The organism is Faecalispora anaeroviscerum (assembly GCF_947568225.1).
Classification (GTDB): domain Bacteria; phylum Bacillota; class Clostridia; order Oscillospirales; family Acutalibacteraceae; genus Faecalispora; species Faecalispora anaeroviscerum.
On record NZ_CANOOQ010000001.1, the window covers coordinates 1,284,666 to 1,307,003 of the forward strand.

At 51.5% G+C, this 22,338-nt stretch carries 18 protein-coding genes and 1 pseudogene; 15 read left to right on the forward strand and 4 right to left on the reverse strand.

The genetic code is table 11. The features are described 5' to 3' along the window. The first annotated feature begins 37 nt into the window (after positions 1-37). Positions 38-1,216: a M24 family metallopeptidase gene (locus tag QOS46_RS06355; protein WP_283608228.1), complete on the forward strand. Its 1,179-nt coding sequence runs from the start codon at positions 38-40 to the stop codon at positions 1,214-1,216. 156 nt (positions 1,217-1,372) lie between these two features. Continuing rightward, the gene (locus tag QOS46_RS06360; RefSeq protein ID WP_283608231.1) at positions 1,373-2,380 is read left to right on the forward strand and encodes a uroporphyrinogen decarboxylase family protein; all 1,008 of its coding nucleotides are present in this window, start codon (positions 1,373-1,375) and stop codon (positions 2,378-2,380) included. Here QOS46_RS06360 and QOS46_RS06365 read toward each other — a convergent pair. Continuing rightward, complete coding sequence (locus QOS46_RS06365) at positions 2,367-3,293, reverse strand: LysR family transcriptional regulator (RefSeq protein WP_283608232.1); 927 nt, start codon at positions 3,291-3,293, stop codon at positions 2,367-2,369. The genes QOS46_RS06360 and QOS46_RS06365 overlap by 14 nt on opposite strands. A gap of 198 nt (positions 3,294-3,491) precedes the next feature. On the opposite strand from QOS46_RS06365, the gene QOS46_RS06370 reads away from it, so the two are divergent. After that, the gene (locus QOS46_RS06370) at positions 3,492-4,772 is read left to right on the forward strand and encodes an L-cysteine desulfidase family protein (RefSeq protein WP_283608233.1); all 1,281 of its coding nucleotides are present in this window, start codon (positions 3,492-3,494) and stop codon (positions 4,770-4,772) included. A 559-nt stretch (positions 4,773-5,331) separates the two neighbouring features. On the opposite strand, the pseudogene QOS46_RS06375 reads toward QOS46_RS06370, so the two are convergent. The 3 genes and pseudogenes from QOS46_RS06375 to QOS46_RS06385 all read right to left on the reverse strand — a co-directional run. Continuing rightward, positions 5,332-5,505: pseudogene (locus QOS46_RS06375) on the reverse strand (DUF255 domain-containing protein); the annotation flags it as partial. Positions 5,506-5,718: 213 nt separating this feature from the next. After that, a complete protein-coding gene (locus tag QOS46_RS06380; protein WP_283608236.1) occupies positions 5,719-7,158 on the reverse strand; it encodes an aminoacyl-histidine dipeptidase in 1,440 nt (479 codons plus the stop codon). 79 nt (positions 7,159-7,237) lie between these two features. Beyond that, the gene (locus tag QOS46_RS06385; protein ID WP_283608238.1) at positions 7,238-8,368 is read right to left on the reverse strand and encodes a DUF4317 domain-containing protein; all 1,131 of its coding nucleotides are present in this window, start codon (positions 8,366-8,368) and stop codon (positions 7,238-7,240) included. Positions 8,369-8,784: 416 nt separating this feature from the next. Between QOS46_RS06385 and QOS46_RS06390 the strand changes: the two genes are divergently transcribed. From QOS46_RS06390 to QOS46_RS06445, 12 genes are all read left to right on the forward strand, one after another. Beyond that, a complete protein-coding gene (locus QOS46_RS06390; protein WP_333782968.1) occupies positions 8,785-10,167 on the forward strand; it encodes a collagen-like protein in 1,383 nt (460 codons plus the stop codon). A gap of 439 nt (positions 10,168-10,606) precedes the next feature. Continuing rightward, a complete protein-coding gene (locus tag QOS46_RS06395; protein ID WP_283608239.1) occupies positions 10,607-11,875 on the forward strand; it encodes a hydantoinase/carbamoylase family amidase in 1,269 nt (422 codons plus the stop codon). Next, positions 11,876-13,207, forward strand: a complete 1,332-nt coding sequence (locus QOS46_RS06400) for an amidohydrolase family protein (protein WP_283608240.1) — start codon at positions 11,876-11,878, stop codon at positions 13,205-13,207. A gap of 31 nt (positions 13,208-13,238) precedes the next feature. Beyond that, positions 13,239-14,444, forward strand: a complete 1,206-nt coding sequence (locus QOS46_RS06405; RefSeq protein WP_283608241.1) for an aconitase X catalytic domain-containing protein — start codon at positions 13,239-13,241, stop codon at positions 14,442-14,444. Further along, positions 14,441-14,863 carry an aconitase X swivel domain-containing protein gene (locus QOS46_RS06410; protein WP_283608244.1) on the forward strand — a complete coding sequence of 141 codons (423 nt, stop codon included), beginning with the start codon at positions 14,441-14,443 and terminating at the stop codon, positions 14,861-14,863. Before QOS46_RS06405 ends, QOS46_RS06410 begins: the two co-directional genes overlap by 4 nt. Next, complete coding sequence (locus QOS46_RS06415) at positions 14,860-15,825, forward strand: C-terminal binding protein (RefSeq protein ID WP_283608246.1); 966 nt, start codon at positions 14,860-14,862, stop codon at positions 15,823-15,825. Before QOS46_RS06410 ends, QOS46_RS06415 begins: the two co-directional genes overlap by 4 nt. Before the next feature lie 183 nt (positions 15,826-16,008). Beyond that, positions 16,009-17,082, forward strand: coding sequence for an ABC transporter substrate-binding protein (locus QOS46_RS06420; RefSeq protein WP_283608248.1), 1,074 nt, complete (start codon positions 16,009-16,011; stop codon positions 17,080-17,082). 169 nt (positions 17,083-17,251) lie between these two features. Continuing rightward, positions 17,252-18,121 (forward strand): ABC transporter permease, encoded by an 870-nt coding sequence (locus tag QOS46_RS06425; protein ID WP_283608249.1) that lies wholly within the window; start codon positions 17,252-17,254, stop codon positions 18,119-18,121. Between the two features lie 20 nt (positions 18,122-18,141). Beyond that, positions 18,142-18,966: an ABC transporter ATP-binding protein gene (locus QOS46_RS06430; RefSeq protein WP_283608251.1), complete on the forward strand. Its 825-nt coding sequence runs from the start codon at positions 18,142-18,144 to the stop codon at positions 18,964-18,966. 5 nt (positions 18,967-18,971) lie between these two features. After that, entirely contained in the window at positions 18,972-19,157 is a 186-nt protein-coding gene (locus QOS46_RS06435; protein WP_283608254.1) for a hypothetical protein, read from the forward strand. Next, positions 19,147-20,040, forward strand: a complete 894-nt coding sequence (locus QOS46_RS06440; RefSeq protein WP_283608255.1) for a MurR/RpiR family transcriptional regulator — start codon at positions 19,147-19,149, stop codon at positions 20,038-20,040. The genes QOS46_RS06435 and QOS46_RS06440 overlap by 11 nt, the downstream gene beginning before the upstream one ends. 107 nt (positions 20,041-20,147) lie before the next feature. After that, a complete protein-coding gene (locus QOS46_RS06445) occupies positions 20,148-22,313 on the forward strand; it encodes a Tex family protein (RefSeq protein WP_283608257.1) in 2,166 nt (721 codons plus the stop codon). The last annotated feature ends 25 nt before the right edge of the window (positions 22,314-22,338 follow it).

Genomic DNA, 22,338 nt, shown 5'->3' on the forward strand with positions numbered 1-22,338 from the left:
AAGCAAACTTTGCTCAGAACATAAAGGAGATTTGCTTATGATGAACGCAAAACCGTACACGGCGGCACGAATAGAAAAAATGCGCGCGACGATGGAGCGCCGGGGATTGGACGCCATTGTTCTGTCCCAGCCGGAAAACGTATTTTATTTTACCAATTTTAACCCGATTCTCACCAGCCACCCGGCTTACTTTATTCTGGTTAAAAATCAGGAGCCCTGCCTGCTGGTGCATTGCATCCGCAACGACCATGCGCACGAAGACAGCACCATGGATAATATCCAGCTGTACGGCGCGTGGGGCAACAATGTGGCCCTGGCCGAAAGCGCCAACGGCGCGATGGAGCAGCTGATTTCCAAAGAGATCAAAAAGCTCGGCGTAGAATCCGACTTTATCAGCATCAACAGCTGCCGTGCGCTGCAAAAAAGCTTCCACAGCGCCGAGATCGAGGATCTTTCTCACGATATCGCGATGATGAAGATCGTCAAGGATGCGTATGAAATCGATTTGTGCCGTAAGTCCGCCGAACTGGTAGATCTTGGCGTGAGCACGCACATCGACTGCCTACGCAAGGGCATGAACGAGGCCCAGGCCTGCACGGAGGGCCAGTACCGGATGCGCCGCGCCTGGCATGAAAAATTCCAGGAGTACGAGGTGGCCGGCTTTAGCAGCAAGGAGCAGGCGCAGATCGATTCTCTGTGCGTTTGGAGCATGGCAAATGAGCGGATCGCCTACGGATGCGATTGTCCGCGCGACCATGTGCCGGCGCCGGGCGACCTGATTCTGCCGATGAGCTGGGCCAGAGTCGGCGGCTACTGTGTGGAGAACGAGCGCGTCGTCATGGTCTGCAAGGTCAGCGAAACCAGAGCGCGCGCGTACCAGGCTATGCTCGAGGCGCGGGGCAAGGTCTTCAGCATGATCCACCCGGGCGAAGCCTTTGAAAATCTTTATCTTTCCGCGATGGAGATCTTCAAAAAGTACGGGTTTGGGGATATCCTTCCGGGCCGCTGCGGCCACGGCATGGGGCTTTCCACCCACGAATTTCCCAGTGTGACCAAGGGCAATCAGCTCAAGCTCGAGCCCGGCATGATCTTTACCGTAGAGCCCGGCCTGATGAGCCGTGATCTGGGTGGCGTGCGCCATTCCGATACAGTTCTTGTCACCGAATCCGGCTATGAGAGCCTGACCAAGTTCCGCAACGACGCCATTGTTATTTAAGCGGGGGCAAGTTCCGCTTTTCATTTGCCCGCTTCCCCGCTGTTTTATAGATGGACTGCGGATGAAAGCCGGCCTTTGGCCTGACGTAATGGAGTGATTTTTTCCCCTGCTTCAGGCGGGGGAAAAAATTTACCGTTTTTTGAGAAGGAGTTAGCTATGAATAAAAAAGAGAGAATTCAAGCCGCTGTTTTCGGCGCTCAACCGGATAAAATTCCCTATTCTCTTTGGAGCCATGTTCCGGGCATTGATCTGGACCCGAAGCTCAACGCGGAGCATACGTTTGAATTTTATAAATTGCTGGACATCGACTTTGTCAAAACCATGAACAACGGAATGTACGCCATTGAGGATTTCGGCTGCACGATCGATTATTCCGAAATCCAGAAGGGCGGCGTCGCCAAGGTAGTCAGTACGCCCATCGCCGGGCCCGACGACTGGAACCGGCTTTCCGTTTGCTCCTGCAAAGAGGGCAGCCTGGCCAGAGAACTGCTGTACCTCAAGCTGCTGCTTGAAAAGCTCAAGGGAGAAAACGTACCCGTTATTTTTACCGTTTTTAGCCCGATCACCACGGCGGATAAGCTGAGCAACAAGCAGCTGGTCGACCATATTCAGCAGGGCTGCCACAATCAGGTAAAGCACGCGCTGGAGGTAATTACCGAAACCACGGTAAACCTTGCCAAGGCGGCGATCGAGCTTGGCGCGGACGGCGTGTTCTTTGCTTCGCAGCTGAGTTCTTACGATATGATGGACGCCGAACTGTATGAGGAGTACGGCAAACCCTACGACCTTCAGGTGCTGAACGCGGCCGCCGCCGGCTGGATGAATGTTCTGCACGCGCACGGCAACAACATCATGTTCGATCTTTTAAAGGACTACCCCGTTCCGATTTTCAACTGGCATGCGTGGGAAACCCTCCCGGCCATTGACGAGGCCATGGCGCTGACGGGCAAATGCCTGATGGGCGGACTGAGCCGCGCGGATATTACCAACAGAAACAAAAACGCGATTCAGCACCAGGTGTTTGAATGCTGCAAAAAAACCAACGGACGCCATCTGATTCTAACTCCCGGCTGTGTAATCCGCTATCCGCTGGATCAACACATGCTGGAATATGTCAAACAGATCAAAGAATCCGTAGAAAGCGTCATTATTAATAAGGACTGAAAATCTGGCGCGTCATGGTGATGAATTCCTTGAGCGCTCGCGTGCGGTATTTGTTTTTCAGGTAGCTGATGGAAATATCATACTGGCCTGCGGGGTAATCGAGTGGGATCAGCGTCACTTTGGACAGCTGTTCGGATTTCAGCAGCGTAGCGCTGTGCAGGAAGGTGTCCGGACAGATGCAGATCCCCATACCCGCCACCGCCAAAGAAATGCAGGTCAGCAGATTTTCCGTTTCCAGAATCACGCGCGGGGTTATGTTGGCCTCGTTGCAGCAGTCCTGAAAGATTTTGCCGGCGAACGTATGCGGAGATTGCAGGATGAAAGGAAAATCCTTAAAATAAGAAATGGGGAGCGGGCCCGCGGGAAAGCTTCCGCCGCCGGGGAAAGCCCCGATTAAAAGATGGTTTGGAATCACAATGGAGAAGGTTTCGCGGTACAGATTAATGCAGTGAACCTGGGAAAGCTCGATGGGGTGGTAGCCTATAATCAAATCCACCGCCCCCTGAAGCAAGGCTTCTGTGATTTGGGTGGTGGTTCCTTCCACCAAATGCAGATTCACCTGCGGAAACTTCTTGTGATAGGGCGGCAGAATCAGGGGAAGCATGGCGGTGCCCCGGGTAACGGGGATGCCGATGGTCAGGTTTGCGCTTAAAAAGTGAGCGATATCGCCCAGCTCCTGCTCGGTTTCGCGCTTTTGAATCAGCATGATTTTCGCGTGCCTCAGCAGCGCCTGCCCAGCCTCTGTAAGGGTCATGGGAACGCCGCGGTTAAATAGCTTTGTGCCGTAATATGCCTCCAACTTCGAGATGTGGCTGCTCAGGCATTGCTGAGAAACATACAGCTGCTTTGCGGCATTGGTAAAGCTGAGCTCCTCCGCTACCACGACGAAATATTGCAGATTTAAAAAATTCATCTTTTCCGCCCTCATCACAATTATTTATTTTAAATTTTCTTTTATTATACAAATTATTATTTGTACTTTCAATGCTCCATTATGGGGAATCGACGGATTTTTTACGGAACGGCAGATTTTGCACAAAATGGGAACAGTGGGATTGCGGCAGCCTGTGGGAAGCCTTCCCGGTTCTGTTCGATAGAGAGGAAAACGATTATGGACACGAAATATTACCAAAACCATCTGAAAATTCTAAAGGAGGAGCTGATTGTCGCGCTGGGCTGCACAGAGCCGATCGCCATTGCCTATGCGGCCGCGCGCGCACGCGATTTGCTGGGGGCCAGGCCGGAGCGGTGCATCGTTCGATGCAGCGGGAACATCATTAAAAATGTAATGGGAGTTACCGTGCCCAATTCCGGTGGGCTGCGCGGTGTGGTGATCGCCGCCATTCTGGGTATTGTGGGCGGCGAGGCCGACCGAGAGCTGGAGGTGCTGGAGGCGGTAACGGACGAGGATCGGGCCGAGGCAAAACGGCTGAGCGAGTCGGGCTTTTGCACCTGCGAGCTGGTTCAGAACGTTTCCAACCTATATATTGTCATAGAAGTGTGGGGCGGCGGGCACCAGGCTCTGGTCGAAATTCAGGATACCCATAAAAACATTACCCGCATGGTCAAGGACAATGCGGAGATCCCGATTCAGAAAAGCTCGAAAAACACGGGCTCCGGCGAGCCGAAGGGGGATCGCTCCCTGCTGACACTGAAGAATATTCTGGAGTTCGCGAACGAAGTATCCATCGAAGATGTGGCGCCGATCCTCGAGCCGCAGATCAAGTACAATATGGCTATCTGCGAGGAGGGTCTGAAGCATCCTTACGGTGCGGAGGTGGGAAGAGTCCTTCTGGACGGCCCCCATGAGCCCACGGTGGGGCTGCGGGCCAGAGCGTATGCCGCGGCCGGCTCCGACGCCCGGATGGGCGGCTGCCCCTTGCCGGTTGTTATTAATTCCGGCAGTGGCAATCAGGGCATTACGGTGAGCGTGCCGGTCGTCATTTACGCTCGGGAATATCACGCCGAGCGGGAGAAGCTGCTGCGGGCACTGGTGGTATCCAACCTGATCGCCATTCTTCAAAAGCGCTACATCGGCAGCCTGTCTGCCTATTGCGGCGTTGTCAGCGCGGCGTGCGGCGCGGCCTGCGGAATCTGTTACCTGCTGGATTATCCGTATGAGGTGCTGTGCAACACGGTGACCAATACCATCGGCACGGTCAGCGGCATGGTGTGCGACGGGGCAAAATCCTCCTGTGCGGCCAAGATTTCGACGGCACTGCAAACCGCTCTGCTGGGAATCAAGATGGGCCTACATGAGTGTTCTTTCCAACCCGGCGAGGGCTTGGTCAATGACGATGTAGAAACAACCATTCGCAACATTGGCCGTATGGGTAGAGAGGGCATGAAAGGCACCGATCTTGAAATTCTCAATATAATGTTAGGAAATTAAGCAGGTAACTGTGAAGAAATTTTCGTATGCAGAAAGCAAGCGCAGTGCGCTCCACCGCACTACAAACACCGTTTAATCGATTCCCCTGAAACGGTGCGCTTGTCAGGTGCGTACGGAAATTTCTTTATTAATTACTATTTATCGACGCATCTAATCATTTTAGGCTTATTTTAGACGAGCTGACTACTGAGAGTTTCCAAGTGGACAAAAAGGACAGACTGTAAATCCGTTACGTAATGTTTCGGTGCTTCGAATCCACCCTCCCTCACCAAAGGACAACTCGCATAAATACTCCAAAATAGCATGGGTAAATAAAAGAAACCACTGCAACAATAAGCCCGTTGCAGTGCTTTTCTATGTTTATGGAGTGGTCTTTTGAATACGGATCTTCTGTACAGAGCGCTTCATTTCTAAATAAACGAGAATTTAACGCTGATTTTATTGCAAATCTATAATTTTATTAAAAACATTTTAATAGGTTACTATTTTTGAATGATATATAGAAAGTATTCTAAGACATTTACCAAGGATATCTCCGGTTATAGTAACCGTTCTGCCACCAGTGGCAGGTGGAATAGCCGATGCTCAAAAACACCGGCTTGTCCTCGCGTTTGGCTTTCTCAAAAGCCTGCTCGCCCCATGGGAACCAGGCCACAGGATTATAAGCGTGCTGTAAAAGGTAGGGGATTTTTTCCTTGGTCAAATGATCGGGCACTCTATTTGAGCCGGTCATTTCATCATCTTCTCTTTTCGGTATTGTACTCTTTATTATACCTAAAAAAAGGATACCACCCTTTGCAAGCAGTATCCCTAACCTTTTTCATCGTCTATTTTTATTTTAATCAGCTCGCCTGTCTTGGTAAGCGCGGGGCAAAATCATACTCGACGGAAAGCACAAATCGTAATTTCCAGCACATTCCCGGTCTTCCCGCCCGTGACGCTCCTCTTACCGGGAGCGCCTGAGAACTTCCGTCAGGAAGCTCCATACGCGGCGGACGGACGAAATGCTCATGCTTTCACGGTAGGTATGCACCTCTGCCATATCCGGGCCAATCGACACACAATCCAGGTCAGGCAGCTTGCCTGTAAACATACCGCACTCCAGACCCGCGTGGATTGCGGAGATTTCCGGGTCACGGCCATACTGCTCTCGGAACACATTGGCCATCAGATCCCGCAGAGCGGATTCCGGCTTGTATTCCCATGAGGGATAATCCCCGAAAACACACACGCTGCCACCCAGCAGACGCATCTGGCAAGCAAGGCGGTCAACGAGCATCTGCTTTTGCGTGGCAACGCTGCTGCGCAGGCAGAAGGACGCAAGCAGCTCGTCCTCCTCCGTAGCCAGCACTCCCAGATTGAGCGAGGTTAGAACCAGTCCCGAAATATCGGCGCTCATGGCCTGAATTCCATTCGGCAGGCAGGTCAACATGTTGATTACCTTAAAGGTGCAGACTTCGTCCATCGGGATACGCTCTGTGACTGCGTTTTCCACCTGAACAAATACATTGGGGTCAGTCGTGCGGTATTCATGCCGAAAGGCTGCTTCCATATTCTTCGCAACGGCGCGAACTGAATCCGCATCGGCGGTAAGCAGCAAGGCGTGTGCCTCCTGCGGAATCGCGTTGTCCTTCCGTCCACCTTCGGCCGTGACCAAACGAAGCTCCGACCTTTCTTGTGCGGCATACAGCAAACGCCCGAGCAACATATTAGCGTTCGCGCGCCCTTTATCAATCTCCCCGCCCGAGTGGCCGCCGAGCAGGCCGCCCACCGTTACCTTCAGCGCACTCCCGGAAAAAGGTGTTCTCTGGAGGGGCAAACAGCATTGCGTCAGGTTGCCGCCCGCGCAGCTCACGGTGAAAATACCCTCCTCTTCGGAATCGATATTGATAAGCTTTCTGCCTTTTAAGGGGGACATGTCCAGCTCGACGGCACCCAGCATCCCGATTTCTTCATCCACGGTGAGAACCACCTCGACACGGGGATGAGCCAAATTCTTCGAGTCGAGTACCGCCAATGCCATGGCAACGGCAATACCGTCATCCCCGCCCAGTGTGGTACCTTGCGCCCGGATACGGTCGCCGTCAACAATCAGGTCGACGCCCTCCCTCTCCATATTTTTAACGCAGTCAGGCGCCTGTTCGCAGACCATATCCAAATGTCCCTGCAGAATCATCGGCTCCGCCTTTTCATATCCCGGTGTGGCTTCTTTGATGAGAATGATATTGCCCAAGGCATCCTGATGATATTCCAGCCCCCGCATCTTTGCAAAAGCCACACACCAGTCGCTGATGCCCTTGGTGTTCGTCGATCCTCGCGGAATCGCGGAAATCTCTTCAAAAAAATGAAAAACGCCGCACGGTTCCAACTGCTCCAATACTCCCATGATGATCGCTCCTTACCTATTTTGCTGTTTCAATTTGAATAGATAAATTGATAAAACAGATGAAAAAAAGCGCATGCGGTTAAGAAATACGGACGGGAATACCGTTGACCTCCACGCCTTCCTCCGCTCTGATCAGAATATATTTTACTCCGTTGATGATGCGGGTTTCAACTAAGTCGTTGCGGTCGGAAGTAACCTGAATCTTAATGTCGGGCGCGGTAACCACGATTTGCTTTGCGTCGACAATATTTTTGGGGCTGAGAGCCTGATCGGGACCAAATTGCTCGTCAAACTGCTCTTTAAAATATGCAACGTGGGAATCTGAAACACCACGGTCTTGAAGGATCCGTACGATATGATCCTTTGAAACAGTCAGCGGTGTATCTGTTTTGCTCTCTTTATGCTCCGCTATCATCCCCTGCAGCTGCTCATTCACTGCCTGCACCGTTTCAAAATTACATTCCTCCGCAAGAGCACCGCTGATTATAGTTTGAAACGTTTCCCTCTGCACAGACGCCGCCATAGGGGTCTCACAGTGGAAGACCGCTTCCACAAAGTCAGAGTGATTTTCCGAAATATCGCGAGTATAGTAAAGCGCATTGTAAAGGTTGGTGCTTCGATCATCAAACGCCGGGAACAAAAAGCCCAATTCCGGAGGCGAAACAATCCAATCTGCTGTACAGTTGCGGAACGTATTCTCATTTACATAATAGCCAAGGGCCGGCTGTTTCATCTTAACCGGACAAATACTGCACAGAATATACGAAAACACCTCCGACGAAGCGTCATCCTGCCGATCTCCATCTTTGGAGCGATAGGGAACATCATAGGTATCTTGTATCAAAAGAATGAGATAGTTTTCCTCAAGAGTTACGGAGTCTATGGCTTTCTGAAAAAAGTTATGTATCGCATCCTCATCCTGAAGCGAAGACTCCTTGAGTGCCATAAGCAGTCTGTGTTCTTCACTGTCAATCACCTGCTGGGTTGAAAATTCAATGTCAAGCAAGTTTTTATTCAATGTGCCGGAGAGTGTTTTTTTCAGGATGGATACAAACTTCTCCGTTTCATCCTCCGGCATAAGGGCAAGTGATTGGTGAAATTCAGAAATGATTTCTTTGTTTTTGTTTACGTAACATCCGCGTATACTGGTGATATTATTCTTTTCCGGCCGAAAACGGCGGCGGATCTCTGAAACTTCTTTCTCGTTCATGTGAAACCTCCTGCACCCGCGTTCTTGCGGCATCTATTTCATCCAAATTTTTAAAATCACGAAGACAACGATTCCATGCTCTCCCAGCAGTCCGAAGCTTTGCTTCGGCTCTGTGGTATTAGGTTATTATAGCATAAGAAAGTAACGTTGACAAAAGCAAAAACATCATTAAGTCGCTTTTCCCACAGTCTTTTTATACAACGGATCAATCTATTGGCAACTCTGTCTTTCTCAGTGGTCATATTATCGCCTTCATTAAAAATATTCTATCAGAATGTCCTAAAGCACAGAAAGAAATGAAAAAGCAAGGAGATGACATAAGTACGTTTACCCCCTAAAATGGCAGTTACACCCTATAAACATATAATAATGATAGATACCATGTTCGAAGAGTAACTTTAGCAGGAGGCGATTTTTTGAATTGTGATGATAGAGATTTTCATAAAATGAATATAATAAAATGCAATTGTGATTGTGACCTATGTCCACCACCCAGTCCATGCTGTTGTGTAGGACCCCAGGGTGCAAGAGGACCAACCGGACCTACTGGCGCAACAGGTGCGACGGGTGCAACCGGGCCTACTGGCGCGACAGGCGCTACTGGTGCAACAGGACCCACCGGGCCTACTGGCGCGACAGGCGCTACTGGTGCAACAGGACCCACCGGACCTACTGGCGCAACAGGCGCTACTGGTGCAACAGGACCCACCGGACCTACTGGCGCTACAGGCGCTACTGGTGCAACAGGACCCACCGGGCCTACTGGCGCAACAGGCGCTACTGGTGCAACAGGACCCACCGGACCTACTGGCGCAACAGGCGCTACTGGTGCAACAGGACCCACCGGACCTACTGGTGCAACAGGACCCACCGGACCTACTGGTGCTACTGGTGCGACAGGGCCCACCGGACCTACTGGCGCAACAGGCGCTACTGGTGCAACAGGACCCACCGGACCTACTGGCGCAACAGGCGCTACTGGTGCAACAGGACCCACCGGACCTACTGGCGCAACAGGCGCTACTGGTGCAACAGGACCCACCGGGCCTACTGGCACAACAGGTGCTACTGGTGCAACAGGGCCCACCGGACCTACTGGCGCAACAGGCGCTACTGGTGCAACAGGACCCACCGGACCTACTGGCGCAACAGGCGCTACTGGTGCAACAGGACCCACCGGGCCTACCGGCACAACAGGCGCTACTGGTGCAACAGGGCCCACCGGGCCTACCGGCACAACAGGCGCTACTGGTGCAACAGGGCCCACCGGGCCTACTGGCGAAACGGGCTCTACTGGTGCAACAGGACCCACGGGACCTACTGGCGCAACAGGTGCGACTGGTGCAACAGGACCCACCGGACCTACTGGCGCGACGGGCATTAATGGGTTATCTGAATACGCCTATATTTATAACCTGGATGCACAAGTCGTAGCTTTAGAGGCTGATATTCTATTCAGTACAAATGGAGTTATCGTTGGTACAATTGCCCATACCCCAGGCACATCCACAATACTATTAGGCAGTGCCGGCGACTATGCAGTTTGGTTTCATGCTGCGGGAGTACAACCAAACCAGCTCTCTCTTTTCAAAAACGGGGCCGCCGTTGCCGGTGGTATATATGGCTCGGGTGCCGGAACTCAACCAAATCCGGGAATGGTCATTATAACTGCCGCTGCAGGAGACGTCTTAACTGTACGCAATCATACAAGTGCTGCGGCAATTACGCTACAAACATTAGCTGGGGGAACTCAGATAAATGCGAATGCCTCGATCCTAATTCTGAAGGTCAGCGCATAAAATGAATCATGCCGGTCTATAAAAGCTTTTTATGGACCGGCATTTTATGCTTTCTGAATCTTAATTTTTGACTGTGGTGTTTCAATCCTCTTCAGAAGAGAAAAATACGAAATCCTGCAGTCTGCATATATAAAAATTGCACAGTTCAAAGCAGAGCGGTTTATGATAATTGTATGGTAATCTAAATTTATAAAAACATATTGACAATAAGGTAGCAAAAGCTATATGATAGCGACATAAAGAGAATATTCCATAAACAATGGCGTTTTGAAAAGTAATTTTTCAAAGCGCCTTTTTGCATTTTTTAGTACCGATGGCTGCATGCAGCAAAGTTTCTTTGCTGTCTATTGTCTTATGAAAAACAATTGTTTTATTCATCAATAAATGATTCTATCATTATGTATCAGCGAATAATGAAATGATCATTTTGGAGGAACCCATGAAATATAAAACAGATTTCTTAACAATTCACAGAGGCCGGCTACAATCCAATTTGCTGAAGCTTTCCGAAATCGGGAAAAATCCGCAAGGCGGAATTGACCGATGGCTGTGCAGTGAAGCAGATGTTTCGGCTCGGGGGTGGCTTCGGGATTACTGGAAACACCACACAGACACCGAGTTTCATACGGACGCAATCGCCAATCTTTGGGCGAAAAGCAAAGGGACGCTTCCTCTTGCCCCCCTGGTGATCGGTTCACATCATGACACTGTTTCCAACGGAGGGATGTATGACGGAGCATTAGGGGTCTTAATGGCTACCGAAATTTTACAGACGCTTCAAGAATCCGGCAAAAAGCTGCGCCATCCGCTCTGGGTGGTATCCTTTACCGCGGAGGAGCCTAACCCTTTCAACATTTCCACTTTGGGCAGCAAGGTACTGGGCGGTGTTCTGAAATACAAAGACCTGAAAGACGTTACCCATATGCAAACCGGCCAGACCCTGGCGGATGCCATTCAGCAGATCGGCGGAAATCTGGAGGAAATCGATCATCTGCAAATCCAGGATGGTCAGGTGGCAGCCTTTCTGGAATGCCATATTGAGCAGGGACGGCGGCTGGCCGATCAAAAGTTTTCCTCGGCTGCCGTTTCCACCATCACGGGTATTTACCGCGAAATCATCACCGTAACAGGAACCGCCAACCACGCCGGCACCACCGTGATGAGAGATCGGCAGGATGCACTGTGCGCAGCCTCCGAGATTGTTCTTCTCGCTGAAAAAACAGCCGCGGCGCTGCACAGTGACGAAGCGGTAGCCACCGTAGGCTTTTTGCAGATCAAGCCCAATTCAACAAACATTATTCCTGCGTCGACAGAAATGATTTTGGAAATGAGAACGTCTGATCCCGGAAAGAAAAAAGAGTTTTTGCACCTTCTGACACAGGGAGTTGACTATATCGCAGAAAGCAGAGGAATTCAGATTCAGCGGAAAACCATTCTAGACCAACAGCCCATGCCAATGAACCCCGCCGTCATCAAGGCGGTAGAGCAAGGCATCGAGCAAGGCGGTCAAACAGCGGTTCGGCTGGTCAGCATGGCAGGGCACGACGCCGCACATATGGCCCGGGTAACACGCTCGGGAATGATCTTCGCCCAAAGCGTGAACGGCAAGAGTCACTGCGCTGATGAGGCTGCCACAATGGATGATATTGAATTCACTGCAAACGCAATGCTTGCCGCATTGCTCGTACTGGATGAGGAGCTGGACTAAATGGATTTATACTACCCCTCTTACTTATACAGAGAAAAACAGTTTTTTAAGGAGTATGCTCTGGCGGTGGAAAACGGAGTGATTCAAAAGGTAGGCCCTTTCTCCCAACTGCGAACGGAGTTCCCCAACAGCTATGTACACCGATGGGAAAATCAGGTGATGCTGCCGGGTACGGTCAACACACACAATCACTCCTTTCAAAGCCTGCTGCGTGGAATCGCGGCAGATCGCCCCTTTCTGGAATGGCGCGACTCTTCCCTGTACCACTATTCTCCCAAAATGCGGCTAGAGGACATTTACAACGGAGCAGTATTTGCGTTCTCAGAAATGCTGCAGTGCGGCGTTACGACTGTATCAGATTTTTTTTACCTACATAATTACGGCATGGAAAGTGACGAAGCCATTATCCGTGCGGCACGAGATGTAGGGATTCGTCTGGTACTGGCCAGAACCATGTATGACTGGGACGGAGCTCCCAACGGTTACCAGGAAACCGTTTCTCAGGCGGTGGAACGCACCAAAGCCTTGGCGCGGTTGTATCAGGGCGATTCCATGGTGACGGTACTCCCTGCGCCGCACAGCTTGCACGCCGCTTCTCCGGAAATGATTCAGGCCGGACATCAGCTGGCCAAAGAGCTTGGAACAGGGTTTCACATTCATGTTGCGGAAGAGCTTTTCGAGGTTGAGGAAGTCAAGGCGGCTCACAACGGCCTTCACCCGCTGGAGTATCTGGATCAACTGGGTGTAGTGGATGAGAGAATGATGATGATTCACGGTGTATGGCTCAAGGACAGAGAAATCGATCTTGCCGGGTCGCGCGGTGTAAAGCTGGCATATTGCCCCTCCAGCAACATGTTTTTAGCGGATGGCATCACCGATATTCCCCGGATGATCAAAAGCGGCGTCACCGTTGCTCTGGGCAGCGACGGGGCCTGCGGCAACAACCGGATCAGTGTGCTGGAAGAAATGCGGATGGTTTCGCTGTTGCAGAAGGCCCATACGCTGAATGCCCTGTGCGTCAATTACGAGCAGGCATTCGAAATGGGTACCGTGGCCGGCGGTAAAGCACTGGGGCTTCGTGTGGGAGAAATATCTCCCGGGTATTTCGCAGATTTCTTTGGGGTCAATTTGGGGGATTTATCCATGCAGCCGCTCAGCTCCTCCATGGAACAGCTTCTGCCGAATATCGTCTATTCCATGCAGCCTGCCGCGATTCAAAGCGTTGTCGTCAACGGCCGACAGGTATACAGCAGCGGTGATTTTCTAACAATTAAAAAGTCACGGGTCCTGCGAAAAATAAAAGACACAATGGATCACTTGCAGAGTGCCTGAGAAGCCGTGAATCATGATAAGGGAGGAAACTATGAAACTGACAGCAGAAGAGCAGGCCATGCTCGACGGAACATACGGAACCGGAGTTCAGCTTGCCATGAAAGTACAGGTTGCGGTGGGAGAAAGCTACGACGCCCCCTACATGGTGCCCATTACCAAAGCCCATGTGGCTCTTAGCAACCAGGAAGCAGATTTATGGTTTGTGGAAAAGCTCGTCAACGGAGGTGCTGCCTGCCGGGTTCGCCCCACCGTGAACCCCAGCTTCAATTGGGAGCAGTTCAAGCAATTTACCACACTGGAGCCGGAGGATGAGGAAATTGTTCAGCGCACACACGCGGCTTACAACCAAATTGGCGCCATCATGACCTACAACTGTACCCCGTATCTGGAAAAAAATGTCCCCCGCTTTGGGGAGATCACCGCTTTTTCAGAATCCAGCGCCACGCCGTTCGTCAACTCTGTTTACGGCGCGCGCAGCAATCGCGAAGCGGCCGTGAGCGCCCTGTGCGCCGCGGTAACCGGTGTGGTGCCGTATTACGGCTATCTGCTGGACGAAAACCGCAAGGGCCAGATTCTGGTGGAAGTGGAAGCGGAGATGAAAACCGATTTTGATTACCAGCTGCTCGGGTACTGCACCCCGAAAAAAACCGGCTTCAAGCTCCCTGTATTCAGCGGCCTGAAAAATCCCCGCAAGGAAGCCTTAATGAATCTGGGGGCGCAGCTCAATACCGGCGGTAATGTGGCAATGTACCACATTCTCGGCTTTACGCCTGAGGCCCAAACAGTAAAGGATGCTTTTCAGGGAGAAGAACCGAAGGAGGTTGTAAAAATCACCCAAGAGGATCTGGACATCATGCGCGGTGAGCTGACAGACCCTTATGGAAAAATTGATTTTGCTCTGTTTGGGTGCCCTCACTTGACAATCGACCAGATCGCGACCATCGCAGGAATGGTGCAAGGCAAGCGCCTCGCGGTTCCCCTGTTTATCATGACCTCCTCCCTGTCCTATGTTTTGGCGGAAAAGATGGGCTACATGCGCATGATTCGGGAAGCCGGCGGCTGGATTGTATCGGATACCTGTATGGATCAGCCTTGCTGGAAGTTCCTGTACGGTAAAAAGGGAGTCACAGACTCTCCCAAATGCGCTTACTATACCCGCCGACGTCAGATGCAGTTTGTCGTAACAGAACTGGAAAATGCCGTGACGGCTGCTTTGGAAGGAGAGATTGCCCTATGAGCAAGACGTTTCACTGTCATAAAATTTCAGAGGGTCAGGCCAAGGGCGAAGTATTACTCTCAACCGACGATTTCTGCTTTTATTTGGTAGACCCCCAAACCGGCGTGGTGATTGAAAAAAACCATTGCCTTTACGGGCAAAGCATTGCGGGGAAAATTCTGCTGTTCCCCAATGGAAAGGGCAGCTCGGTGGTACAAACAGATGGTATGTTCCAATTAAAAATGAAGGGCACCGAGCCAAAAGCACTGGTGATTCAAAACCCGGATACCACTTTGGTGGCAAGCGCGATTTTGATGGAAATGCCGATGGTGGATCGATTGGAGCCGGAATTCTATCAAACAATCCAAAATGGGGATCTGATAGAGCTGGATGCCACCAACGGATTGTTAACGCTGCACGGACGGGAGGGAACGCAATGAAACCGCTGTTCTGGTTTATCGACGAGGAATGGAAGGATTACGACATTGAAACCTCCGTTTTGCGCGCGCAGTACCCCAACTGTGAGCTGAAATTTTCCGGTTATGATTACGAGCACGACCTGGGGAAATTCGGGTACCGGGCAGACGCGATCATCGCGCAGGTGTATGCACAGATTCCCGCTTCCACAATCGAGCGACTGCAAAACTGTAAGGGGATCGCCGTGCTGGGCGGCGGCTATGACCGTGTTGACACGGCGGCCGCCCGGGAAAAGGGAATCGGTGTAACCAACGTGCAGGGCTACTGTGCCGAGGATTTGGCCGACTATGTTGTAGCGGCAATTTTCCACTTTTACAAGGGTCTTTCGGCGTATCGTGACCGCCTGCAGAACGGAGAATGGGGTGCTCAGGCAGTAGAGCGGCTGCCGCGGCGAATCTCTCATTCCACACTGTTTGTGATTGGCTGCGGAAGGATCGGCATCACCGTTGCAAAGCGATGCCAAAGCCTGGGAATGAAGGTTCTTGGCTATGATCCCGACCGAACCGCCGCTTTTTTACAGGAGCAGGGCATTAAAAAGGTTTCTTTGGAGGACGGCCTCCGGCAGGCCGATTACGTCAGTGTCAACGTGCGGCTGGACGAAAGCACCACCGGCCTCCTGGGAGAGCGGGAATTTTCGCTGATGAAGCCCAGCGCCTACTTCATCAATACCGCCCGCGGCGCGATTCTGAAAGAAGAGGAGCTGATTCGCGCGTTAGAAAACGGCGTGATCGCCGGCGCGGCGCTGGATGTGATCGCACATGAACCCCCCAGAGAGCAGGAGCCGATTTTCAGCGCTCCCAACTGCGTCGTTACGCCGCACATTTCCTATATTTCGCAGGAATCCTTTCAGGAGCTGCGCAGCCGAGCAGCCTGGAACGCCATTCAAATGCTGCGCGGTGAACAACCGGAAGATTTGGTCAATTAAATCTTTTGCTTTTATGAGAGAGCTTGCTTTTTCATAAAAAATAGCTTCACTTGAAAACAGCCTGGGACTTCTTCCCCCACCATAGGCAGTGGAAGAAGCCGATGCCTTTCCAAACAGACGATTTTAAGTGAATTTACGATACATGCGGGAAATCAATCGAGACAGAATGAAGGAGGATCTATTATGAAAAAAACATCTGCAAAAATTACTTCTCTGGTTCTGGCCGCCGCCATGAGCGCCTCACTGCTGGCCGGCTGTTCCGGCGGCAGCACTGCCAGCAAAGCCCCGACGGCAAGCGGTGCGGCATCGCAGGCAACCTCTTCCGCCAGTGCGTCCGGCGGTGTTTATGACGGCACGGTTACCCTGGCCCATTCCAGCTGGATTGGCTTCTATCCCCTCGACCTGGCGGTGGAAAAGGGCTTTTTCAAAAACCACGGTGCGGATGTGAAAATCAATATTATCGAGAGCAAGTCCGACAGTAAAAGCGCTCTGGCAGCCGGGAAAATTCAGGGTATTGCCACCTCTTTGGATACCAACATCATGAGCGCGGCCAGCGGAATTGACCTGCAGGTGGTTCTGGCTTTAGATACCTCCTCCGGCGGTGACGGCCTGATCGCCAAAAAAGAGTTTACTTCCTTTGAAGGCTTGAAAGGAAAAACCATTGCGCTCGACACCACCGGCGGCGCCAGCTTCTTCTGGTTCAATTACCTGCTCAAGGAAAAAAACCTGACAATGAGCGATTTTAACGTGCAGTCTATGGGCTCCGGCGACGCGGGCGCAGCGTTCGCTGCCGGTAAGGTGGATGCCGCCATGACATGGCAGCCCTGGCTCGACACCGCCAAAAAAAGCACCTTCGGCAAAGTTCTGCTGGACAGCAGCAAATACCCGGGCGTCATTGTAGATGCCCTCGGCCTGAGCACGGACTTTATTGAGAAATATCCCACGACCACACAGGCAATCATTGATGGCTGGAATGACGCTGTCGCTTACATGAAGAGTAATCCGGAAGATGCCTACAAAATCATGAGCGTGCCCGCGGGCATGGAGCCGGACGCTTTGAAAACCGCCTGTGAAACAGAGGTTCAGTTCTATGATAAGGACGGCAATAAAAAATATTTCGGCACCACGGAAAGCAAGGGCGATATTTATAAAATCTCTGAATTTGCCGCTCAGCTCTGGGTCGACACCAAAATGGTAACGAACAAAGCAGACGTAAACAAGGTTCTGAATTCCACCTTTGTGAACGCGGCCAAATAATCGGCTAGACGTCTTTATGGAATCCGTCATTTTCTGGGGAGGGCATCAGGCTCTCCCCGGGAAATCTCATTATTTACAGTAAAATGGCCGTCTGTGCCAAAAGAGAAGATCCTTTTTTGCCATACCGCGAGGGAGGGCAAAACGCAGGATAACGAAAGGAGCTTGTGCTATGGCAGAAAAAACAGCAGCGGCCCCCACCGCGTTAGCAGCAAAATCCGCAATACAGGAAACGGGGAGCAAAGCGATGTATGGCAAAAAAATAACCGCCGCCTTTCAGCCCAAAGCAAAAATAAAACAGAATACCTCTATGATTCTCGGCATTTCGGCCTTTCTGCTGATCTTGATTCTATGGAGCGGCCTGAGCTACGGAAAAATGGTAGACCCACTCTTTTTACCCACCCCTACCGCCACTCTTCAGGCGAGCATACAGCTGTTCGGCAACGGCTTCTGGACCGATATCGGCATGACAGTATTCCGCGTTATGACCGGCTTTATCGTCGCAGCGTTAGTGGCAATCCCCCTGGGGGTTCTCATCGGAACCTACGCGCCGATCTCGGCGTTTTTTGAGCCGGTGTTTTCGTTCATCCGCTATATGCCGGCTTCTGCCTTTATTCCTCTGTTTATTTTTTGGATTGGCATCGGTGAAAGCGAGAAGGTCGCCATTATCATTTTGGGGAGCCTGCCACAGCTGGTCTTAATGACCGCCACCAACATCCGCAACGTGCATTCTTCGCTGATTGAGGTCTCTTATACGCTTGGCACGAACCGAAAGAATGTGCTTTGGAAGGTCATTCTGCCCAAAGCAATGCCGGATATTACCGACACCCTTCGCATCGTTCTGGGCTGGGCCTGGACCTATGTGATCGTGGCAGAAATGGTAGGCGCGTCCTCCGGCATCGGCTTTAAGATTTTGCAGGCACAGCGCACGGTAGATGTAGGGAAAATCTTTGTGGGTATTCTTGTTTTAGGTTTGATCGGCTTGATTATTGATAATCTGCTGCTGTTCCTGAACAAAAAGCTGTACCCCTGGAACGAATGACAGAAAGAGAGGGATTTGTTATGCAGACAGCGGTACCGGTAACAGAAGTAACCGCCAAGCGCCCGCACCAGGGGCTGGAAATTCAGAATGTCTCCAAGCTCTTTCAGAGCGTAAACGGCCCGGTAAAGGCCCTGGACGGAATTAACCTGCATGTGCGCTCAAAGGAGTTTTTAACCCTGCTGGGCACCTCGGGCTGCGGAAAATCGACGCTGCTGCGCATCATCGGCGGATTGGAAACCGCCAGCAGCGGCAGCATTACCTATCAGCAGCAGGAACTGAAAGCCGCGGGCCCGGATCGTGGCATGGTATTTCAGAACTATACCCTCTTCCCTTGGCTGACCGTTCTGGAAAACATTGAGTTTGGATTAAAGCAGAAAAACATACCGGCAAAGGAACGCCGGGAAATCGCCGAAAAATATGTGGATTTGGTTGCACTGCGCGGCTTTGAATCCCTGTACCCCAAATCGCTCTCCGGCGGTATGAAGCAGAGAGTGGCTATTGCCCGGGCATTGGCAAACGACCCGGATATTTTGCTGCTGGATGAACCGTTCGGCGCACTGGATATGCAGACCCGCGAGCTGATGCAGGAGCTGTTGCTCAACGTATGGCAGCGGTCTCCCAAAACCATTATTATGGTCACGCATGATATTGATGAGGCCATTCTGCTGGCAGACCGCGTGGTGGTTATGTCCGCCAGACCGGGCCGGGTCAGAGAAATTATCGACGTGGGACTCGAACGACCTCGCGATCATCGTACCCGTTTAACGCAGGAGTTTTTGCGGTATAAAGAGCGCGCCTCGGAGTTGATCCGCGAAGAGAGCCTGCGCCTGATGAACGCAATCTAAAACAAATGCCAACACCGATCCCTGCGTTTTCCGGCTCAAAGCGCACCTTCAACTGGGAAATCGATACCATTTTCAACCTGATTTTTCCCCACAAGTTGATTTCCTCTCCTGCAAACGGTATGATAGTTCTTGTAGATACGCTTTGCGAACAGTATCTGATCATGACAGGAGTGGAGCTTGATGACAAATAGAAGGATCATTTTTAAAGAAACGACGGATATGGAACCGATGCAGGCTTTCATCACAAAGCTTTCTGCCACAGCAAAGGAATCTGCCACTTATGAAAAGTTGGCTTATTATATTGAGAAAAATGTTATGCGCATTATTTTTATGACCGCTGCGGATGTAGCACTGGAAGCCAAGGTAAGCCAGGGCAGTGTTTCGCGTTTTTGCATGGCGCTCGGCTATAACGGCTATAACGATTTCCAACGCGAGCTGCAAAAATTTGTCAGTGAAAGAATAACCGGTCCTCAGCGGCTGAATTATGCATCGAAGGACCGCCAAAGTGCGGTCGGCGATATTTTGGCAAGCGAGGTGAATAATTTGGTGGAGCTGGAGGCATCGATTGGCGGCTCCGCCTATGAAGCTCTGGTAGACACCATCGCAAATGCGAAAAATCTGATTCTGTTGTCCTCCAGAATGTCTGCCACCTTGCTGCCTTACATGCAATATATTTTAAATAAGCTGCGCAACAATGTCTATATGGTAACGCAGGAAACGCCGGCGTGGAACACGCTGGAATACCGCGACCCCATAGAAACCGAAATTGTTTTGCCGATTTTCCCACGCTACCCCGCTGCCTTACTCAAAAAGGCGCAGGTACTCAAGCAAAATGGATTTCGAATCACCGCCATTACAGACAGCAGGCTCTCCCCCATTTGCCAGATTGCCGACGAAACCAATGTGGTTCCCATCACCGTTGCCTCGGTATTTGATATTTACAGCACTCCCATGGTCTTTCTGAATCTTGTTTTTCGAGATGCTGCAAAAAAAATGCCAAACGTGGCTTCGCGGCTGGAACAAATTGAGCTTCAAGAAACCCGCTCCGGTGTTTACTATCCGTCCGGACGCTGAACGTTATTCCGACTACTCCAAGCATGGCGGTCGTAAGACTGTCGTGCTTTTTTGTTTTACTGTGGTATAATGCTCTTATTATCATAAAAGCAGGAAGAGGTACGTATATGGATATGATCGCGGAACTGTCGAAGGAATTTCACTTGGCCCAGCAGCATGTGGGCAACATCATTTCACTGATTGACGACGGGAATACCATCCCGTTTATTGCGCGGTACCGCAAAGAAATGACCGGCTCCTGCGACGACCAGGTTCTGCGTGAACTGTCTGAGCGCCTGCAATACATCCGAAACCTGGAAAAACGCAAGGAAGAAATTCTGGAAAGCATCACAGCGCAGGAAAAACTGACCGATGCGCTTTCCCTCGCGATTCAAAACACAAAAACGCTTGCCGAGGCGGAAGACCTGTACCGGCCCTACCGACCTAAACGCCGCACCCGGGCCACCATTGCGCAGGAGCAAGGGCTTCGCCCGTTGGCGGATCTGCTTCTGGCGCAAAACCAGCGCAGTGGAACACCGGAAGCGCTCGCCAGACCCTTCGTCAATACAAAAAAGGGTGTGGAAACCTGGGAAGACGGGGTTCAGGGAGCAAAAGATATTCTGGCGGAGGAGTTTTCGGATGACGCGGAAACGCGAAAAAGGCTGCGCCAGATCATGCGAAGAGACGGGCTTGTGGTATCGCGTGCCGTTCAGGAGAACCCGGTTTATGAAATGTATACCGAGTATTCCGAGCCAATCGGCAAAATACCGAGCCATCGAATTCTCGCCATTGACCGCGGGGAAAAGGAAGAATGCCTGAAGGTCAAGCTGGAGCTGAACGACACACCGGCACTGGCGGCGCTGTGCGACCGATTTGTAAAGCCCGGCAGCATCACCTCTGCCTGTGTGAAAGAAGCCGTGGAGGATGCATGGAAACGCCTGATTTTTCCCTCCCTTGAACGGGAAATCCGAAATGAGTTAACGCAGCGCGCAGCCAAGCAGGCCATTGCTATGTTTGCCTTAAATTTAAAGCCCCTGCTGCTCCAGCCTCCGGTCAAAGACAAGGTCGTTATGGGGTTTGATCCCGCTTACCGCACCGGCTGTAAAATCGCGGTGGTAGATGGAACCGGAAAGGTGCTGGATACCACTGTGGTTTACCCCACCCCTCCGCATAAAAAGACGGAGGAAGCAAAAAAAGAATTGAAGCGCATGATCTTACAATATGGCGTAACCGTCATTTCCATCGGAAACGGCACCGCTTCCAAAGAATCCGAAATTTTTATGGCGGAGCTGATCCGGGAGCTGGAGGTTCCGGTCGGCTATATGGTCGTCAGCGAGGCCGGGGCATCGGTCTATTCGGCATCGAAGCTGGCCGCCTCGGAATTCCCAGAGTTTGATGTTTCCCTGCGAAGTGCGGTATCGATTGCGCGCAGACTGCAGGACCCTTTAGCGGAGCTGGTGAAAATTGACCCCAAGGCCATTGGCATCGGCCAGTACCAGCACGACATGCCGCCGGCTCAGCTGGACAGCGCCCTGGAGGGCGTGGTGGAAAGCTGCGTCAATAGCGTGGGAGTCGATTTAAACACGGCATCGGTATCTCTTTTGACTCATATTTCAGGGCTTAACGAAACAGTTGCCAAAAACGTTGTTTCTTATCGGGATGAAAACGGCCCCTTTGGGAACCGCACCCAGCTGAAAAAAGTACCACGCCTTGGGCCGAAGGCCTACGAACAATGCGCCGGTTTTTTGCGGATTCCAAGAGGAAAGAACATCTTGGACAACACCTCGGTTCACCCGGAATCCTACAACGCGGTTACGAAGCTGCTGGAGCTGCTCGGGCTAAAGCCTTCCGGCCTGACGATGCAGGGCGTCGGCACGTTGTCGCAGCAGATTGAGAAAATCGGCTGGGAGAAGACCGCCGCGGCCTGCGGAGTTGGCATCCCCACGCTCAACGACATCATTGCAGAGCTGCAAAAGCCGGGGCGCGATATTCGCGATGAGCTCCCGCCGCCGCTGCTGCGGTCTGATATTATGAATTTGTCTGACCTGAAAGCGGGGATGGAACTGACAGGCACGGTCAGAAACGTGATTGATTTCGGCGTGTTTGTAGACATCGGCGTGCATCAGGATGGGTTGGTACACATCTCTCAGATGTGCGATCATTTTATCAAGCATCCCTCCGATCTGGTGAAGGTTGGAGATGTGGTAACCGTTACCGTACTCAGTGTGGATGAAAACAAAAAACGCATCTCCCTGACAATGAAAAAACAGGAAGCGCAAAAAGAGAAATCATAAATTATCCCACCAAATATACTTTGAA

Excerpts from the sequence above, each read along its gene's own strand:
- QOS46_RS06355 (WP_283608228.1), top strand. The coding sequence starts at position 38 with ATGATGAACGCAAAACCGTACACGGCGGCACGAATAGAAAAAATGCGC.
- QOS46_RS06360 (WP_283608231.1), top strand. The coding sequence starts at position 1,373 with ATGAATAAAAAAGAGAGAATTCAAGCCGCTGTTTTCGGCGCTCAACCG.
- QOS46_RS06365 (WP_283608232.1), bottom strand. The coding sequence starts at position 3,293 with ATGAATTTTTTAAATCTGCAATATTTCGTCGTGGTAGCGGAGGAGCTC.
- QOS46_RS06370 (WP_283608233.1), top strand. The coding sequence starts at position 3,492 with ATGGACACGAAATATTACCAAAACCATCTGAAAATTCTAAAGGAGGAG.
- QOS46_RS06380 (WP_283608236.1), bottom strand. The coding sequence starts at position 7,158 with ATGGGAGTATTGGAGCAGTTGGAACCGTGCGGCGTTTTTCATTTTTTT.
- QOS46_RS06385 (WP_283608238.1), bottom strand. The coding sequence starts at position 8,368 with ATGAACGAGAAAGAAGTTTCAGAGATCCGCCGCCGTTTTCGGCCGGAA.
- QOS46_RS06395 (WP_283608239.1), top strand. The coding sequence starts at position 10,607 with ATGAAATATAAAACAGATTTCTTAACAATTCACAGAGGCCGGCTACAA.
- QOS46_RS06400 (WP_283608240.1), top strand. The coding sequence starts at position 11,876 with ATGGATTTATACTACCCCTCTTACTTATACAGAGAAAAACAGTTTTTT.
- QOS46_RS06405 (WP_283608241.1), top strand. The coding sequence starts at position 13,239 with ATGAAACTGACAGCAGAAGAGCAGGCCATGCTCGACGGAACATACGGA.
- QOS46_RS06410 (WP_283608244.1), top strand. The coding sequence starts at position 14,441 with ATGAGCAAGACGTTTCACTGTCATAAAATTTCAGAGGGTCAGGCCAAG.
- QOS46_RS06415 (WP_283608246.1), top strand. The coding sequence starts at position 14,860 with ATGAAACCGCTGTTCTGGTTTATCGACGAGGAATGGAAGGATTACGAC.
- QOS46_RS06420 (WP_283608248.1), top strand. The coding sequence starts at position 16,009 with ATGAAAAAAACATCTGCAAAAATTACTTCTCTGGTTCTGGCCGCCGCC.
- QOS46_RS06425 (WP_283608249.1), top strand. The coding sequence starts at position 17,252 with ATGGCAGAAAAAACAGCAGCGGCCCCCACCGCGTTAGCAGCAAAATCC.
- QOS46_RS06430 (WP_283608251.1), top strand. The coding sequence starts at position 18,142 with ATGCAGACAGCGGTACCGGTAACAGAAGTAACCGCCAAGCGCCCGCAC.
- QOS46_RS06435 (WP_283608254.1), top strand. The coding sequence starts at position 18,972 with ATGCCAACACCGATCCCTGCGTTTTCCGGCTCAAAGCGCACCTTCAAC.
- QOS46_RS06440 (WP_283608255.1), top strand. The coding sequence starts at position 19,147 with ATGACAAATAGAAGGATCATTTTTAAAGAAACGACGGATATGGAACCG.
- QOS46_RS06445 (WP_283608257.1), top strand. The coding sequence starts at position 20,148 with ATGGATATGATCGCGGAACTGTCGAAGGAATTTCACTTGGCCCAGCAG.